Consider the following 17,168-nt stretch of genomic DNA (forward strand, 5'->3'; position numbering starts at 1 on the left):
ACAACACATGGACGCCCACAGCACCACCTTGCCAACCGGACTGGGCTTTGGAAGCATTGACCAGACAGTTTTTTTTGAAGGCAGCCCGGTGGCCACCTTCATCATCAATGCCGACCATGTGGTCACCCACATGAACAAGGCCTGTGCCACCACCCTGGGCATTGCCGCGCAGGACTACATCGGCAAAGTCGGGCTGGGCCAGGTCTTCTACGGCTACGACCGTCCGGTCATGGCGGACCTGATCGTGGACGGTGCCATGAAGGAGATCATCGACGACCTGTACCAGAACAAATACCGCGCCTCTTTGCTGATTCCGGACGCCTACGAGGCCGAGGGCTTCTTTCCCACGCTGGGGCAAGGCGGGCGCTGGCTGTTTTTCACGGCGGCACCGCTGCGCAACGAGCACGGCAACCTGATCGGTGCGATTGAGACTCTGCAAGACATCTCGGAGCGCAAGATTGCCGAAGCCGCCTTGCTGAAGGCACAAACCGAAATCGAGTTGGTGGTGGAACAACGCACAGCGCAGCTGGCCGAGGTGAACCAGACATTGCGCGATGACGTGGCCCAGCGCGAAGCGGCTGAGCAAACGCTGTTGAACCGCAACAACGAGCTCAATGCCCTCAACGCCAAACTGACCGAAGCCCATGAGCACCTGATCCAGTCCGAAAAGCTGGCCTCCATCGGGCAGCTGGCGGCCGGTGTGGCGCATGAGATCAACAACCCGATTGGCTACATCTTCTCCAACTTCGGCACACTGGAAAAATACCTCGCAGACCTGTTCCACATGCTGGAGGTGTATGCCGAATGGGAGCAGAAAACCAGCGACAAGGCCATGCAGACCGAACTGAAGCAAGCGCGCGACAGCATCGAGCTGGACTTTCTGCAAGAGGACATCCCGACCCTCATGAAGGAGTCGCGCGAAGGCATTGTGCGGGTACGCGAAATCGTGCAGGACCTCAAAGACTTCTCGCATGTGGACAAGACCCTGGACTGGCAGTTTGCCAACCTGAACCACGGGATTGAAACCACGCTGAACGTGGTCAACAACGAGGTGAAATACAAGGCCGATGTGGTGCGCGAACTGGGCTCCATTCCCGACGTGCAATGCATGCCCTCGCAGATCAACCAGGTGGTGCTGAACCTGATCGTGAATGCCGCCCATGCCATGGGACCGGAGCGCGGCGTCATCACCCTGCGCTCGGGCCAGCAGGACGACAAGGTCTGGTTTGAGGTAAGCGACACGGGCAGTGGCATTCCCAAGGAGGTACTGCCCCGGATTTTTGATCCCTTCTACACCACCAAGCCCATCGGCAAGGGCACCGGCCTGGGCCTGTCGCTGTCGTACGGCATCGTGCAAAAACACAACGGCAGCATTGATGTTCAAACCGAAATGGGCAAAGGCACCACTTTCCGCGTGACACTGCCTCTGCTGCAACCCCAACCTCCTGAATCCGACGCCCCCTTATGAGCCTTGACACGCCCGCCCCCAGCAGCAGCGACAGCACTTCCGCGTTCAGCATTCTGTGCGTGGACGACGAGCCCAACATCCTCTCTGCCCTGCGGCGCCTGTTCCGCGGGCAGGGCTACAAGGTCCACATTGCAGAGGGAGGAAAGGCCGGGCTGGAGGTGCTGGCCACGCAGAAGGTTGACCTCATCATCTCGGACATGCGCATGCCCGAAATGGATGGCGCCCAGTTCCTGGAGCAGGCCAAACAGCGCTGGCCCGACACCGTGCGCCTGCTGCTCACCGGTTACGCCGACATCAGCTCCACCATAGGTGCCATCAACCGCGGCGAAATTTACCGCTACATCACCAAGCCCTGGGACGACACCGACATCTGCCTCATCGTGCGCCAGGCCCTGGAGCGACAGGCGCTGGTGTTGGAGAAAGCCCGGCTGGAAGTGCTGACCCAACAGCAGAACGAAGCGCTGCAGGCGCTCAATGCCTCGCTGGAGACCAAGGTCTCCGAACGCACGACAGAACTCAAGGTTGCCAACGACAGGCTCAAGGACAACTTCATCACCTCCATCAAGGTGTTCTCCACGCTGATCGAAATGCGTGGCGGCAACCTGGCAGGCCACTCCCGCCGCGTGGCCGACCTGTGCCGCAAGATCGCACAGAAGCTGGAGTTGGACAGCAAGCAGGTGCAGGAGGTGTTTGTCGCCGGCCTGCTCCATGAGATCGGCAAGGTAGGGTTTCCGGACGAGCTGCTTGGCACCCCCGTGGCGATGATGACGCCGGAGCAGCTGGACGCCTACCGCAAGCACTCGCTGCACGCAGAGCAGTTGCTCATGCCACTGCAAGACTTGCAGAAATCGGCCGAATACATTGGCGCCCAGTTCGAGCGCTTCGACGGCTCCGGCTTTCCGACCCACCTGGCGGGGGAGGACATCCCCCTGGGAGCGCGCATCCTGATCCTGGCGAGCGACTACGACAACATGCAGATTGGCACCCTGACCCAGCGATGCCTGACCCCTGGCGAGTCCAAGATCATCATCGTCCATGGCAGTGGCAAACGCTATGACCCGCGCGTGGTGGAGGCATTCAAGGAAACCATCTGGCCCACGACCCCCAAACCGGAACTGCAGAAATCGCCCTATGACGAGATGGCAGCGCTCTCCTCTGCGCTGACACCCGGCATGGTGCTCGCGCGCGACCTGATCACTCCCAATGGACTGCTCATGCTATCGGCCAAACACGTGCTGGACCAACGCCTGATTGACAAAATCATGGACTACGAACGCTTCAACGGCATGCAACTCACCGCCTACATCCAGGTGCCCAAAGGGTATGTGCCGCCAGCCGTGAAGATCCCGACAGACGACGATGCGACCGCGGCATGACACAAATTAATCGCGAACGCGTCGCGCCAAAACTCTCAAGAAAAATGGCTGTAACCCAAATTGCAGAACAAATCGCGGCACACCGCTACATCACCTTCTTGACCACCCAGGCCGCGACAAGGGCCACGCCCAGCAGCAGCTGGAGCCACCAAGCAGCGTTGCATACTGGCGCGAAAGCTGCCACCAACGTCGCCTTGTTGCGGGCGAACAGCCCCAGGACAAAGACAACACAGAACGCGATTGCCCAAGCAAACCAGGCGACCCCTACGCCCATGCACCCAAAGCTCTCGCACTGCAGGCGCCAAATGGCGACGGCAGTCGCCAGCAATGCAAGGACGGCGATCACGTAAAGACTGACAAGTGCTTTAGCCATGGCACGAGCCTAACGTAAAAGTGCGTGGCTGCCATCCTGCACGAGCTTATGGACACCATGGCGCGCCTGCAGTCTGGGTCGGCGGTGCCGCCCAAAAGCGCCTAACCTTGGGATTTCCAAACGAAAACGGCCTCTAGCCCAGGTGGTTATTGCGCGAGCAGCTTCTCTTTTTATAGCAATCTTCAGCCCTGCTGCTCTGCACTGTCCTGCACAAACTTGGCAAACGCCCGTGCCACCGCCCCCAGCTGCGGGCGCGGCAGGGTCAGCAGTTGCACGGCATTGCCTTGCCGGATGTTCAGGTTCCAGCCGGGCAGCAGCTCCACCAACCGACCGGCGGCCACAGCGTCTTGCACGCAGTAGCTGGGGGCCAGCACCACCCCCATGCCACCTTCGGCCAGGCGCACCAGCACGGTCAGGTCGTCGCTCTGCACCGCCGCGGGCGCACGCGGGCAGATGGCGGAGGCGCCGCCGTCGCGGCGCACCCAGTGCATCTCGGGGTTGCTGGAAACCGGACCGAGCAGAAGCAGCGGCATCGGGGTCAGTTGGTCCGGGTGCTGCAGTGGCTCCCACTGCCCCGGCGCACACCAGGCCCCGACATAAAAATGCAAATAGGGCCGGGCCACCCAATCCGGCGGTGGTTTGCTCGTGACCCGAAACGCGATGTCGACTCCCTCACGCAGCAGGTCGACCCGCCGGTCCGACAGCAGCAGGTCATAGTTCACCTCGGGGTGCAGTTCGCGAAACTTGAGCAACAAGGACGGCAAGACGGTGGTGCCAAAACTGGGCAGAGACGTGATGCGCAGGCTACCGGCCAGGCCGGCCCGCACCGAGGTGAGCGTGCCACGGGCCTGGGCCGCAGCATCCAGCACCGCCATGGCGTGGGGCAGCAGGCGGCGGCCGGTCGCTGTCAATGCCAGCGAACGGGTGGTGCGCAAGAACAGCGTTTGCCCGGTGCGTTGCTCCATGGAAGCAATGCGCCGGCTCACCGCGGCCCGCGTCTGCCCCACCTGCTGTGCTGCCAATGAAAAACTGCCGGCGCGGGCGACACGGGCAAACAGCTCCAGTGCGTCGGCGTCCAGCGCCTGGCCCGGTTGAACCGTGGGGTGTTGGGGTTTCTTTGGTTCCATAACGTTGACAGAGTGCATGCAGTGCGTCGTCTAGTCAAGCACCCGCAAACCACGGACGATGGCGCCATGAACTCCACCAACACCCAAGACATTGCATCACGCTGGCTGCCCCGGGCCAACATGACGCCCGCCATGCACCACCTGACCCAGGCGTTTGAAGGCCCCCCAGGCCAGGGCCATGCAGAACTGGACCTGTGCCTGACCGCGCAGGACGGCACCCAACTCTGGGCCACGGTGTTTGAGCCGCACCCGCACGCACGCGCCGTGGCCCTGATGGCGCCGGCCACCGCCGTGCCGCGCCACTACTACCGGGCCTTTGCACGCTGGCTCAGCACGCGCGGCTACGCCGTGATCACACTGGACTACCGGGGCATTGGCGAGTCGCGCCTGGCCGCGCAGCCAGCCCACACCATCAGCATGCGCGACTGGATGCAGCAAGACCTGCAGGCCGCGCTGGCGGCCGTGCAGCACCGTGCGCGGGCTGGCGCCGGTGCGCCGCTGGCCACGCTGTGGGTAGGCCATTCATTGGGCGGTCATGCACTGGCGCAATGCCAGGGCGTGGAAGACCTGGACGCAGCCATTGGCGTGGCGGCGCAGTTGCCGTTCTGGCGCCTGTGGCCGCGCTGGCACCAGCGCATGGGCGCCCTGTTCTTCTTCGGCTTCTGGCTGCCACTGTGCGTGCGCCTGTTGGGTGGCCTGCCGGGCTGGGCCATTGGCGGGGGCGAAGACCTGCCGGCTGCTGCCGCGCGTGACTGGAGCCGCTGGGGCCTGATGCCGGGCTACTTCACCAGCGACCCAACGGTGGAGGTGACGGCCCACCGCTGGACCGGTACCGCGCACCTGTGGGCCATCAGCGACGACAAGGTGTTTGGCCCACGCCGTGTGGTGGAGGCGCTGCAGCAGGCCTTTGCCGCTGCGCCCGGGGTGGCGGAGCTGCGCCATGTGACACCGGCCGACCTGGGCGTGCCACACATTGGCCACTTTGGCCCCTTCCGCCGGCAAATTGGCGAACGCCTGTGGCCGCGGTTGCTGGATGACATCGAGGCGGCCGTGCCGCAGCTCAAAGGCTGAGACGCGCCGGCCTGCAACCCACCAGCGACACCCCGGGTACGGGGTGCCCCTGCTGCCTGCAGCGCCGGGTCCGGCTGGCTCTCTGGCGGGTAGCCAAAGAGTGCGAGGCAGCAGAGTGGGTGAAGCGATTAGACGGTGCAGTCATCCATCTGTCCAATATGCATTTCATATGCAAGCATCTTGAATCAAGATGGATAGGCTACGATGGCGGCCTACTCTGCATACGCCCCATGGAACTGCGCCAACTTCGCTACTTTCTTGCCATTGCCGACAGCGGCTCGTTTTCCAAGGCGGCGCAGCGCGTGTTTATTGCCCAGTCGGCGCTGAGCCACCAGGTGGCCCAGCTGGAGGACGAGCTGGGGGTGCCCCTGTTCCACCGCTCACGCCGCGGCGTAGAGCTGACCGAGGCGGGAAGCCGCTTCCATCCGCACGCAGTGTCCATCTTGCGCCAGGCGGACGAGGCCATGGCCAGCGCGCGCAGCGACAGTGTGGCGCCCAGTGGCAAGGTGGTGTTTGGCATTCCGCACAGCGTGTCCAACGCACTGGCCCTGCCGCTGTTGCGGGCGGTGCGCCAGCAGTTGCCCCAGGTGCAGCTAGAGCTGACCGAGGAGCTGACCGGCAACCTCAGCAAGCAGTTGCGCACCGGCCAGATTCAACTGGCCGTGCTGTTTGACGACGGGCAGCTGTCCGAGTTTGCTGCCACACCACTGCTCCGCGAGCAGCTGTATTTGATCGAACCCGCGCAGGACGGCAAGAAGCGCCGGGCCAGCATCAGCCTCAAGCAGGCGCTGGCCCTGCCGCTGACCCTGCCGGCCAGCCCGCACGGCGTACGCCCCACGATTCACAACGCGGCCGCGCGTGCCGGCCTGGCCCCGCCGCAGGTGGAGGCCGACATCAGCTCCATCAGCATCCTGCGCACCACCCTGTTGGCCGGACTGGGGCGCACGCTGCTGCCGCTGATGCCGTTTGAACACGAAATCACCACAGGCCTGCTGCACGCCACCAAGGTGAGCAGCCCGCCACTCACGCGCACGCTGGCCCTGTGTGCCTCGGGCCATATTCCGGGCTCGGCTGCGTCGAAGGCGGTGGAAGGCGTGACGCTGGCGCTGGTGCGCGAGCTGTGCAGCACGGGCCACTGGCAAGGGGCCAGCCTGTTGCGCTGAAATACAAGCCTTTTAGTGCTCTAGCCCTTGTGGTTATTGCGCAAGCAGCTACTAAATAAATAGCAAATCAAGCACCGTAGCCGTACAACCAGGGCACATCCAGCAGGCGTGCTCCCAGCAGGCGCAGAGATGCGTCGCGCCCCTGCCGTGCCGGGCCCCGCAAGTGAAAAATCTGGCCATTGCGGATGGCGCGCGCCTGCACGCGTGCATTGCGCTGCCAGCGGGTCTGGGCGTAATGCGCCAGCGCAGCGGGCACATGGGCGGGCTGGGCCAGCAGCGAAGCCACCAGCTGCTGCGCGTCCTCAATCGCCATGCCAGCCCCCTGCGCCAGGTAGGGCCGCATGGGGTGGGCGGCATCGCCCAGCAGCGCAATGCGACCCTGTGCCTGCTCCGCGGCACTGGCCATGGGCGGGCGGTCGTACAGCGGCCATAGGCGCCAGTCGTCAAGCGCGTAGATCAGGTCCAGCAGCGGCGCCTGCGCATTGGCCAGGCGTGCACGCAGTTCGGTCGCATTGGCACTGTGGTCCCAGGACTGCGGGTCACCCTCCACATGGCCCTGCACAATGGCCACCACATTGAGCCATTCACCACCGCGCACCGGGTACTGCACCGCATGGAATTTCGGGCCCAGCCAGGCGGTGACCACCTGGCTGCGCAGCGGGGCAGGCAAGCTGTCTTGGCGCACCATGGCCCGGAAGGCCAGGTGCCCCGTGGAGCGCGGCTGCGCATGCGGCATCAGGGTTTGCCGCACCCGGCTCCAGAGGCCGTCCGCACCCACCAGCAAAGGTGTTGTCAGGCTGTCTCCCGCTGCCGTTTGCAGGTGCACGGCATCGGCATCTTGCTGCACCCGGGCCAGCGTGGTTGCCAGCTGCAGCGCCACCGGGTGGGCTTGCACGGCCTGCAGCAGCAATGCGTGCAAGTCGGCACGGGCCACCGTGGCATAGGGCGCACCATAGCGGGCCACAGCCCGCTCTCCCAGCGGCAACACGCCCAGGGTTTCGGCACTCAAGGCGTTGCGCACTTCCAACTGGGCCGGGAAGGCCGCCACGCGGGCCAGCGCATCACCCAAGCCCCAGCCCTGCAAAACGCGAACCACATTGGGCCCCAACTGGATGCCAGCGCCCACCTCGCCAAAGGCCTGCGCCTGCTCCAGCAGCCGCACTGGCAGGCCCGCGCGCGCAGCCGCCAGCGCGCTGGCCAGCCCGCCAATACCCCCGCCCACAATCACCATTGCTTTGTCCATGGGGCCATTGTCCATGCCCTGCGCAGGGCCCGACATTGACCTTGCGCAGCTACACTGCTTGTGACGTCTTCTTTCTGTCCCGGACCATGACCTCTGCCACCGACTTTGAACTGCTGTTTGACTCCGCCCCCATCTCCCTGTGGCTGGAGGACTACAGCGCCCTTAAAGATCTGTTTGACCAGTGGCGCGCCCAGGGCGTGACCGACCTGGAGGCCCATTTGCGCGCCGACCCGGCGCGGGCGGCCCAGTGCTCGCAGTGTTACCAGGTGCTGCAGGTCAACCAGCAAACCCTGCGCCTGTTTGGCGCCAGCAGCCAGAACGAGCTGATCAGCCGCCTGCCCGAGGTGTTTCGGGGTGACATGTTCGAGCGCATCGTGGGCGAGCTGTGCCAGATGTGGAATGGCGCACTGGAGTTTTCCAGCCAAAGCGTGAACTACGCGCTGGACGGGCGGCGCATGGATGTGCAGATCCATGTGCGCATTCTGCAAGGCCACGAGGACCGCTGGAACCGCGTGATGGTCTCGCTGCAAGACATGACGACCCACACCCAGGCACGCCAGCTGCTGGAGCGCAGCGAGCAGCACGCGCGCAACCTGTTCAATCTCTCGCCCGTATCGCTGTGGGTGGAGGACTTCAGCGGCGTGAAGCAGCTGATGGACGAAGTGCGCCACTCGGGGGTGCAGGACTTTCGGGTGTTCCTGAGTGTGCACCCCGACTTTGTGGGTCGCTGCATGGAGCGAATCCGTGTGCTGGAGGTGAACCAGCACACGCTGGACATGTTCGCCGCCACCGACCGCGCCGACCTGCTGGGCAAGCTGGACCTGGTGTTCAAGGGCGAAATGCACGACTCCTTTGCCGACCAGCTGCTGGACCTGTGGAACAACAAAACCATGCAAACCCGCGAGGTGGTGAACTACTCGCTGAGCGGTGAGCTCATCAACATCCACATGCAGTTTGCCGTGATGCCCGGCCACGAGGCCGACTGGGACATGGTGCTGGTATCGCTGGTGGACATCACCGCGCGCAAGAAGGCCGAGGCCTACCTGGAATACCTGGGCAAACACGATGCGCTCACCCGCCTGCGCAACCGCGCCTTCTATGTGGAAGAACTCAACCGCATCTCGCGCAAGGGGCCGTGGCCGCTGGCCATTGTGGCCATGGACCTGAACGGCCTGAAGGCGGTGAACGACACCCAGGGCCACGCGGCCGGCGACGCCCTGCTGCGCCGCGCGGGCGAGGTGCTGGCCAAGGCCGCTGGCGACCAGCAGCCGCTGTGCATGGCGCGTATTGGTGGCGACGAGTTTGTGGCGCTGATGCCGGGTAGCGATGAACGCGCGGCCAACGGGCTCAAGGAGCGCATCGAATCCATGCTGGACCTGAACAACCAGTTCTACCCCGGGCAAAAGCTCAGCCTGGCCATTGGCATTGCATGCTGCAGCAGTGCGGCTGAAGTCGAGCCCACCATCCACGCGGCAGACCAGGCCATGTTTGAAGCCAAAACACGCTACTACGAGCTGGCCCAGCTGGAACGCCGACGCAGCAACTGAAACCCGCCGCGCAACAGGGGTGTTGACTCTGTAGCGGCTTTAGGGTTTCCAATGCAAGCATCAACAGGAAAACACCATGAGCCAACACTGCTGCGAACACGACACCCCAGCCGCCCACACCCTGCAAAACCCCGCACGCTACCGCCGCATTCTGTGGACGGCGCTGCTCATCAACGCGGCCATGTTTGGCGTGGAGTTGCTGGCCGGTTGGCGCTCGGGCTCGCTGTCGCTGTTGGCCGATGCGATTGATTTTGCCGGCGACGCGCTGAACTACGGCGTCTCGCTGGCGGTGCTGTCCGCCGCCCTGGCGTGGCGCGCACGCGCCGCGCTGCTCAAGTCGGTCAGCATGATGGGCTTTGGCCTGCTGGTGCTGGGCCGCGCGGTGTGGAGCCTGTGGCAAGGCAGCGTGCCCGATGCCACCACCATGGGGGTGGTGGGTTTTCTGGCCCTGGCGGCCAACATTGCCGTGGCCTGGATGCTCTATGCGTTCCGTGAGGGCGACGCCAATATGCGCAGCGTCTGGCTGTGCTCCCGCAACGACGCCATTGGCAACATCGCCGTGATGCTGGCCGCCCTGGGCGTGCTGGGCACCGGCAGCGGCTGGCCCGACCTGCTGGTAGCCTTGGGCATGGCCGCGCTGGCGTTGCAAGGCGGCTGGCAGGTGTGGCGGCAGGCGCGGGGAGAGCTGGCTGGGGCGGCACATGGCGGGGACCATGACCACCATGGGCACGCGCACTAAATAGCACCACGCCCCCGGGCCGCCCCAAGGCGGCTTGGCCCCTCAGGGGTAGCGCCTCACTCAGCGGCGGAGCGTGGGGACTCTGGCCTTTAGTTCGCCACGGTAAAGCGCTTCTGGATGTGCTGTGGCTTCTCGATCTCATCGACGATCGCCACGGCCATATCTTGCACCGAGATGCTGCCGGGGGCGCCGCCTTCGGCCCACAGGGGGGCATCGGCACCCACGCGGTACTGGCCGGTACGCACGCCGGGGTTCAGCAGCATGGCGGGGGACAGGAAGGTCCAGTCCAGGCTGGTTTCCTTCTGGATCAGCGTCAGCGCATCACGCGCGGCGCCGGCGGCCACTTTGTATTCGGCGGGGAACTCGGGCGTGTCCACCAGCTGCACGCCGGGCGCCACAAACAGGCTGCCTGCACCACCCACCATCAAAAAGCGTTTCACGCCGGACTGCTTGACGCCAGCAAAGATGGCGTGGGTGGCCTGGAGGAAGATTTCGGCAATCTTGGGCTCGGTCCAGCCGGGGTTGTAGGCGCTGACCACGGCGTCATGGCCGGCGGCAGCTTGGGCCACCTGGGCGGCGTCCAGCGCATCGGCTTGCACCACGGTCAGGCCGGGCTGGGCGGCCAGTTTGCCGGGGTTGCGGGCCAGCACGGTGACCTGGTGGCCACGGCTCAACAATTCGGCCAATACGGGGGTGCCGACAAAACCGGTGGCGCCAATCAGAGCGATTTTCATGACAAAACTCCTGTGAAAACGGGTTGAAACAGAAGCCTCTAGTTTGATTACTTCACCAAAACCTGAATAGACGGTAAATTTCGCTTTGACTGTGAAGTAAAACTAACGAATCAAAGGAAACGCATGGACCAGCTCAAACGCATGGCCGTGTTTGCCGAGGTGGTGGCTGCGGGCAGCCTGAGTGGTGCGGCGCGCCAGCTGGGCATGACGCCGTCGGCGGTGAGCCAGCACCTGCGCCAGCTGGAAGACGCGTTGGGTCTGGCGCTGCTGCACCGATCGACCCGCAAGCTCACGCTCACCGAGGCCGGGGCGCGGTATGTAGAAGGCTGCACCGCCATGGTGGCCGCGGCCCGCGCGGCCAACCAGGCGCTGGAACACCACCGTGACGAGCCCGAGGGCGAACTGCGCATTGCGGCGCCCATTGGTTTTGGCAGCGTGCTGGCCGCCGCGCTGGCGCCGCTGCGCAACTTTCCCAAGCTGAGCCTGCACCTGCTGATGGACGATGCGCTGGTGGACGTGATTGGCGAGCGGGTGGACATTGCGGTGCGGGTGGCCAGCCTGCCGGACTCCAGCCTGGTGGCGCGCAAACTGGGCACGCTGCGGGCGCAGCTGTGTGCGTCGCCCGCCTACCTGGCCGCGCGCGGCTGGCCCCAGCACCCCGACGATCTGGCGCGGCACGACTGGCTGGGCGGGCGCCCCCACACGGCGGCGCAAGAGGTGTTGCAACTGCACAGCAGCGACGGGCAAGTGGCGCGTGTGCAGGTCACCTCGCGCGCATCGGCCACGCAGGTGACCGCCCTGCACTCCTTGTGTGTGGCGGGCTGGGGCATCAGCATTGTGCTGAGTGACGACGACCGCCGCGCCCTCGCGGACGGCCGCCTGGTGCCGGTGTTGCCCGACTGGCGCCCGCCGGACTACGACGCCTATGCCATCACCGTGCGCCGCGGCGAGCAGCCCGCCAAGGTGCGCCATGCACTGGACCTGCTGGTCCAGCACTTTGCCACCCTGACCGTGTAGCGGTGCCGGGCTGGCCTTCAGGCCAGCAACTGGCGCAACACAAAGGGCAGGATGCCGCCCGCGCGGTAGTAGTCCACCTCGATCGGTGTGTCCACGCGCAGCGTCAGCGTCAGCTCCTGGGTGCTGCCGTCGGCGCGGGTGATGCGCAGCGTGGCGTCGCTCTGCGGCGTCAGCTTCGCATCGGGGATCACATCAATCACCTCGTTGCCCTGGAGGCCCAGCGACTGCCAGGAGTCCGCCCCCTTGAACTGCAGCGGCAACACGCCCATGCCCACCAGGTTGGAGCGGTGGATACGCTCAAAACTCTTGGCCACCACGGCCTTGATACCCAGCAGCTGGGTGCCCTTGGCCGCCCAGTCGCGGCTGGAGCCGGTGCCGTATTCCTCGCCCGCAAAAATCACCGTGGGCACACCATCGGCCATGTACTGCATGGCGGCATCAAAGATGGCCATCTTGTGGCCCAGGTCGGGGCCGTCGTGCTGGTAGATCGTGACGCCGCCCTCTTCACGCGAGCCAGCGGCGTCGGGCGGAATCATCAGGTTCTTGATGCGCACGTTGGCAAAGGTGCCGCGCATCATCACGTCGTGGTTGCCACGGCGCGCGCCGTAGCTGTTGAAGTCGGCCTTGTGCACACCGTGCGCCAGCAGCCACTGGCCGGCGGGGGAGCTTTCCTTGATGGAGCCCGCGGGCGAAATGTGGTCGGTAGTGATGGAGTCGCCAAACAGCGCCATGATGCGCGCGCCCTGCACGGCAGTTTCAGTGCCATTTATGCCTGTAGCACCCGTACTACTTGCGCGAGCAGCTATGGAATCCATAGCAAAATCTGCAAAAAACGGTGGCTCGGCGATGTAGGTGCTGGTGGGCCAGTTGTAGGCCTGGCCGGACACGCCCTTGACCTTGTCCCACAGCTTGCCGGGTTCGGTCTTGACCTTGGCGTAGTTCTCGCGGAAGGCCCGGCCCTTCATCGCAAACTTCAGCAGCTTGTAGATCTCGTCGCTGCTGGGCCAGATGTCGCCCAGGTACACGTCCTTGCCACCCTTGCCTTTGCCCACCGGCTCGGTCATCAGGTCACGGTTGACGGTGCCGGCAATTGCATAGGCCACGACCAGCGGCGGGCTGGCGAGAAAGTTGGCCTTGAGGTTGGGGTGGATGCGCGCCTCGAAGTTGCGGTTGCCGGACAACACGGCGGCGCAGACCAGGTCGTTCTTGGTAATCACCTCGTTGAGCTCGGGCGTCAGGTCGCCCGCGTTGCCGATACAGGTGGTGCAGCCATAGCCGGCCAGTGCAAAACCCAGTTTTTCGAGGTAGGGCAAGAGGCCGGCCTCGGTCAGGTACTCGGTGACGATGCGCGAACCGGGCGCCAGGCTGGTCTTGATGTGGGGTTGCACCGTGAGGCCGGCCTGCACCGCCTTCTTGGCCAGCAGGCCCGCCGCCAGCAGCACGCTGGGGTTGGAGGTGTTGGTGCAACTGGTGATGGCGGCAATCAACACGTCACCGTTTTGCACCAGCAGGGGCAAGGGCTCCTTGCCGGGGTAAGTGGCGTCCACCACCGCAGGGCCGGCGGAGTACAGGCGGTCCAGTTTGTCGGCGGGCTGGTTGAAGCCGTTCTCACTGTTGGGCTTGCTGAACAGCGATTTGAACTGCGATGCCACCTGGCCCAGCTCGATGCGGTCTTGCGGGCGCTTGGGGCCGGCCAGGCTGGGCGTCACGTTGCCCAGGTCCAGCTTCACCACTTGCGAGTAATCGATGTCCCCCGTCTTGGGCACACCAAACAGGCCCTGCGCCTTGAAGTAGGCCGCAAACGCCTCGATCTCGACCTTGGTACGGCCGGTGCCTGTGAAGTACTCGATGGTCTTTTCGTCCACCGGAAAAAAGCCCATGGTGGCGCCGTATTCGGGCGCCATATTGGCAATGGTGGCGCGGTCCGGCAGTGCCAGCGAGGCAGTGCCTTCGCCATAAAACTCCACAAACTTGCCCACCACCTTGTGCTGGCGCAGGATCTCGGTCACGGTCAGCACCAGGTCGGTGGCGGTCACGCCTTCGCGCAGGCGGCCGGTCAGCTCAAAGCCCACCACATCGGGCGTCAAAAAGTACACCGGCTGGCCCAGCATGGCCGCCTCGGCCTCAATGCCGCCGCAGCCCCAGGCCACCACACCAATGCCGTTGATCATGGTGGTGTGGCTGTCGGTGCCGACCAGCGTGTCGGGGTAATAGACATCCTTGGCCGTCTTGTGCACACCGCGCGCCAGGTACTCCAGGTTCACCTGGTGCACGATGCCAAAGCCGGGCGGCACCACGCGGAAGGTGTCAAACGCCTGCATGCCCCACTTCATGAACTCGTAACGCTCGCGGTTGCGCTGGAACTCCAGCTTCATGTTCAGATCCAGCGAATTCTTTTTGCCGTAGTGGTCCACCATCACCGAGTGGTCCACCACCAGATCGACCGGCACCAGCGGTTCAATGCGCTTGGGGTTCTTGCCCAGCTTGACGGCCACGCTGCGCATGGCAGCCAGGTCGGCCAAGAGTGGCACACCGGTAAAGTCCTGCAGCACCACGCGGCTCACCACAAATGGAATCTCGTTAGTGCGGTGGCCAGTGGGGCGCCAGTTGGCGACTTCGGCCACGTGCTCGGCCGTCACCTTTTTGCCATCGCAGTTGCGCAGCACGCTCTCCAGCACGATGCGCATGGACACCGGCAGGCGGTTCACGTTGGGGAACTGTTTGGCCAGCGCGGGCAGGGAGTAGAACTTGCCGGCCTTGCCAGACGCGGTCTTGAAGTTCTTGAGGGTGGAGGCAAAAGCGTGGGGCATGGAACTCTCCTGTAACGGGGTGACAAACACACTGGGCCCATTGTGGCGCGATTGCCAGGTGCGTGCAGTACCGGCCGCTTCAACCCTGCATGGATTCCGGGAAGTCCGCGCGTCCAAGCGGATCAGCGCAGCATGTCGCCTGTGTTATCGACAAGCCCTGCGCGCCATGCGTAAATGTGCAAAAAACGCGACCCGAGAGAGACACCATGACCGAAACCACCCACCACCGTATTTGCCCCTTGTGCGAGGCCTGCTGCGGCCTGGAGATCAAGGTACGCGACCAGCAGGTCGTCAGCATCCGCGGGCACGAGGCCGACGTGCTGAGCCGCGGCTACATCTGCCCCAAGGCGGTGGCCCTGAAAGACCTGCACGAAGACCCCGACCGCCTGCGCACGCCGCGCATCAAAAGGAATGGCGTGTTTGTGGAGGCCACCTGGGAGGAAGCCTTTGCAGAGATCGAAAAGCGCCTGCCGCCCCTCATGGCGGCGCACGGGCCCAACGCCACCAGTGTGGCCGTGGGCAATCCGTCGGCGCACAAAATCGGCCTGCTCACCTACTTTGGCAAGCTGGCGCGTGCACTGGGCACCAAAAATGTGTTTTCCGCCTCCACGCTGGACCAGATGCCCAAGCAGCTGGCCAGCGGGCTGATGTTTGGCCACTGGCTGTCCACCGCCCTACCCGACATCAGCCGCACCGAGCTGCTGCTGGTGATTGGCGCCAACCCGCTGGCCAGCAATGGCAGCATGTGGACCGTGCCCGACTTCAAGGGCAAGGCCAAAGCACTGCAAGCGCGCGGTGGCCAGCTCATTGTGATCGACCCGCGCCGTACCGAGACCGCGGCCATGGCGGACGCGCACCACTTCATCCGCCCCGGCGCCGATGTGTTCTTGCTGGCAGCCATGGTGCACACCCTGTTTGCCGAAGGGCTGGTGACGCTGGGCCGGGTGGCCGAGTGGGTCAAGGGCACGGATGAGGTCAAGGCGGCGATTGCGCCCTTCACGCCCGAGGCCGTGGCCGCGCGTTGCGGCATGGGGGCCGACACGATCCGCGCGCTGGCGCGACAGCTGGCCCGCACCCCACGCGCCGCGGTGTACGCCCGCATTGGCACCTGCACCCAGGAATACGGCACGCTGGCCAGCTGGCTGGTGGACGTGCTCAACACCCTCACCGGCCATCTGGACATGGAAGGCGGCATGCTGTTTGCCAAGTCGGCCGCGTTTGCCAGCAACACCGCGGGCAAACCCGGTGTGGGCAAGGGTGTGAGCACCGGCCGCCACCATGCACGTGTGAGCGGCGCGCCCGAGGTCTACGGCGAGCTGCCCATCACCTGCCTGGCCGAAGAAATTGAAACCCCGGGCGAAGGGCAAATCCGCGCCCTCATCACCGTGGCCACCAATCCCGTGCTCTCCAGCCCCAACGGCCCGCGTCTGGCGGCCGCGCTGGAACAGCTGGACTTCATGGTGAGCCTGGACATTTACCTGAACGAAACCACGCGCCATGCGGACGTGATCCTGCCCGGGCTCTCGCCGCTGGAGGATATGCACTACGACGTGGCGTTTCCCCAGCTGTCGTGGCGCAACCATGCACGTTACAGCCCGCCCGTGCTGCCACGGCCAGAGGGCCAGCCGGACGAATGGCAAACGCTGCTGAAGATCGCGGCCATCGCCAAGGGCATGGGCGCGCAGGCGGATGCCAATGCGCTGGATGACGCCCAGTTTGAAGAAGACGCCCAGCGCATGTTTGGACCCCACGCGGCAGCCATCGTGGCAGCCACCCAAGGCTTGCGCGGCCCGCAGCGCACGCTGGATGTGGCACTGCGCAGCGGCCCTTACGGAGACCAGTTCGGCCAGAAGCCGGAAGGGCTGAATTTGTCCAAGGTGATGGACGCCAATGCGGCGGGTGGCATCGACCTGGGCGAGCTGCAGCCCCGCATTCCCGAAATGCTGCGCACGCCCAGCGGCAAGGTAGAGCTGGCCCCCCCCCTGTTGCTACAAGATTTGCAGCGCGCTGCGCAGGATCTGCGCCGGCCAGCGCCCGATTTGGTCATCATTGGCCGGCGCGATGTGCGCACCAACAACAGCTGGATGCACAACCTGCCCACGCTGGCCAAAGGCCCGTTCCGCTGCACCGCTTTGGTCCACCCGGAGGACGCCACACGCCATGGCGTGCAGGACGGTGCCATGGCCACGCTGCGCAACGGAGCGCGCAGCGTGCAGGCCCAGGTGCAGATCAGCGACCAGATGATGCCCGGCGTGGTGAGCCTGCCGCACGGCTGGGGCCACAACCTGCCCGGCGCCCAGCTCAGCGTGGCCGCCGAGCGCCCCGGCGCCAACATCAACGCCCTGCTGGACGACCAGCTGCGCGATCCGCTGTCAGGCAATGCGGTGCTGGGCGGCGTGGGGATCTCGATGGAGGCGGCCTAGTGACACGACTCGACTGAAAGTCCCTTGCCGCATGACATACTGAGCCCCATGCGGTGGAAATATCACCCCCTTGGGGT

At 64.8% G+C, this 17,168-nt stretch carries 13 protein-coding genes; 8 read left to right on the forward strand and 5 right to left on the reverse strand.

Going from position 1 to position 17,168, the window contains the following annotated elements; genetic code table 11:
* The first annotated feature begins 7 nt into the window (after positions 1 to 7).
* Both AC3WS7_RS04680 and nosR read left to right on the forward strand, forming a co-directional pair.
* The gene (locus AC3WS7_RS04680; protein WP_492655528.1) at positions 8 to 1,468 is read left to right on the forward strand and encodes an ATP-binding protein; all 1,461 of its coding nucleotides are present in this window, start codon (positions 8 to 10) and stop codon (positions 1,466 to 1,468) included.
* Positions 1,465 to 2,844: a response regulator c-di-GMP phosphodiesterase, NosR family gene (gene nosR, locus AC3WS7_RS04685; RefSeq protein WP_492655529.1), complete on the forward strand. Its 1,380-nt coding sequence runs from the start codon at positions 1,465 to 1,467 to the stop codon at positions 2,842 to 2,844. Before AC3WS7_RS04680 ends, nosR begins: the two co-directional genes overlap by 4 nt.
* Positions 2,845 to 2,929: 85 nt before the next feature.
* Here nosR and AC3WS7_RS04690 read toward each other — a convergent pair whose 3' ends face one another.
* On the reverse strand, positions 2,930 to 3,217 hold the full coding sequence (locus tag AC3WS7_RS04690) for a hypothetical protein (RefSeq protein WP_492655530.1): 288 nt from the start codon (positions 3,215 to 3,217) through the stop codon (positions 2,930 to 2,932).
* A 182-nt stretch (positions 3,218 to 3,399) separates the two neighbouring features.
* Positions 3,400 to 4,344 (reverse strand): LysR family transcriptional regulator, encoded by a 945-nt coding sequence (locus AC3WS7_RS04695; RefSeq protein WP_492655531.1) that lies wholly within the window; start codon positions 4,342 to 4,344, stop codon positions 3,400 to 3,402.
* Positions 4,345 to 4,410: 66 nt separating this feature from the next.
* Here AC3WS7_RS04695 and AC3WS7_RS04700 point away from each other — a divergent pair, with 66 nt between their 5' ends.
* Positions 4,411 to 5,415, forward strand: coding sequence for an alpha/beta hydrolase family protein (locus AC3WS7_RS04700; RefSeq protein ID WP_296471622.1), 1,005 nt, complete (start codon positions 4,411 to 4,413; stop codon positions 5,413 to 5,415).
* Positions 5,416 to 5,645: 230 nt separating this feature from the next.
* Positions 5,646 to 6,578, forward strand: a complete 933-nt coding sequence (locus AC3WS7_RS04705; RefSeq protein WP_492655532.1) for a LysR family transcriptional regulator — start codon at positions 5,646 to 5,648, stop codon at positions 6,576 to 6,578.
* Between the two features lie 67 nt (positions 6,579 to 6,645).
* Here AC3WS7_RS04705 and AC3WS7_RS04710 read toward each other — a convergent pair whose 3' ends face one another.
* Entirely contained in the window at positions 6,646 to 7,821 is a 1,176-nt protein-coding gene (locus AC3WS7_RS04710; protein WP_492655533.1) for an FAD-dependent monooxygenase, read from the reverse strand.
* Positions 7,822 to 7,907: 86 nt separating this feature from the next.
* On the opposite strand from AC3WS7_RS04710, the gene AC3WS7_RS04715 reads away from it, so the two are divergent.
* The gene (locus AC3WS7_RS04715) at positions 7,908 to 9,368 is read left to right on the forward strand and encodes a sensor domain-containing diguanylate cyclase (RefSeq protein ID WP_492655534.1); all 1,461 of its coding nucleotides are present in this window, start codon (positions 7,908 to 7,910) and stop codon (positions 9,366 to 9,368) included.
* Between the two features lie 76 nt (positions 9,369 to 9,444).
* Positions 9,445 to 10,107 carry a cation efflux transmembrane domain-containing protein gene (locus tag AC3WS7_RS04720; RefSeq protein ID WP_492655535.1) on the forward strand — a complete coding sequence of 221 codons (663 nt, stop codon included), beginning with the start codon at positions 9,445 to 9,447 and terminating at the stop codon, positions 10,105 to 10,107.
* Between the two features lie 89 nt (positions 10,108 to 10,196).
* Here the strand turns inward: AC3WS7_RS04720 and AC3WS7_RS04725 are convergent, their stop codons facing one another.
* The gene (locus AC3WS7_RS04725) at positions 10,197 to 10,841 is read right to left on the reverse strand and encodes an NAD(P)-dependent oxidoreductase (protein ID WP_492655536.1); all 645 of its coding nucleotides are present in this window, start codon (positions 10,839 to 10,841) and stop codon (positions 10,197 to 10,199) included.
* 123 nt (positions 10,842 to 10,964) lie between these two features.
* On the opposite strand from AC3WS7_RS04725, the gene AC3WS7_RS04730 reads away from it, so the two are divergent.
* Positions 10,965 to 11,858, forward strand: a complete 894-nt coding sequence (locus AC3WS7_RS04730; protein WP_296471635.1) for a LysR family transcriptional regulator — start codon at positions 10,965 to 10,967, stop codon at positions 11,856 to 11,858.
* Positions 11,859 to 11,875: 17 nt separating this feature from the next.
* Here AC3WS7_RS04730 and acnA read toward each other — a convergent pair whose 3' ends face one another.
* Positions 11,876 to 14,668: an aconitate hydratase AcnA gene (acnA, locus tag AC3WS7_RS04735; RefSeq protein WP_492655537.1), complete on the reverse strand. Its 2,793-nt coding sequence runs from the start codon at positions 14,666 to 14,668 to the stop codon at positions 11,876 to 11,878.
* Positions 14,669 to 14,874: 206 nt separating this feature from the next.
* On the opposite strand from acnA, the gene AC3WS7_RS04740 reads away from it, so the two are divergent.
* Positions 14,875 to 17,091, forward strand: a complete 2,217-nt coding sequence (locus tag AC3WS7_RS04740; RefSeq protein WP_492655538.1) for a molybdopterin-dependent oxidoreductase — start codon at positions 14,875 to 14,877, stop codon at positions 17,089 to 17,091.
* Positions 17,092 to 17,168 lie beyond the last annotated feature (77 nt).

The sequence above is a fragment of the Rhodoferax sp. EU05-FHT12H12 genome (assembly GCF_058791215.1).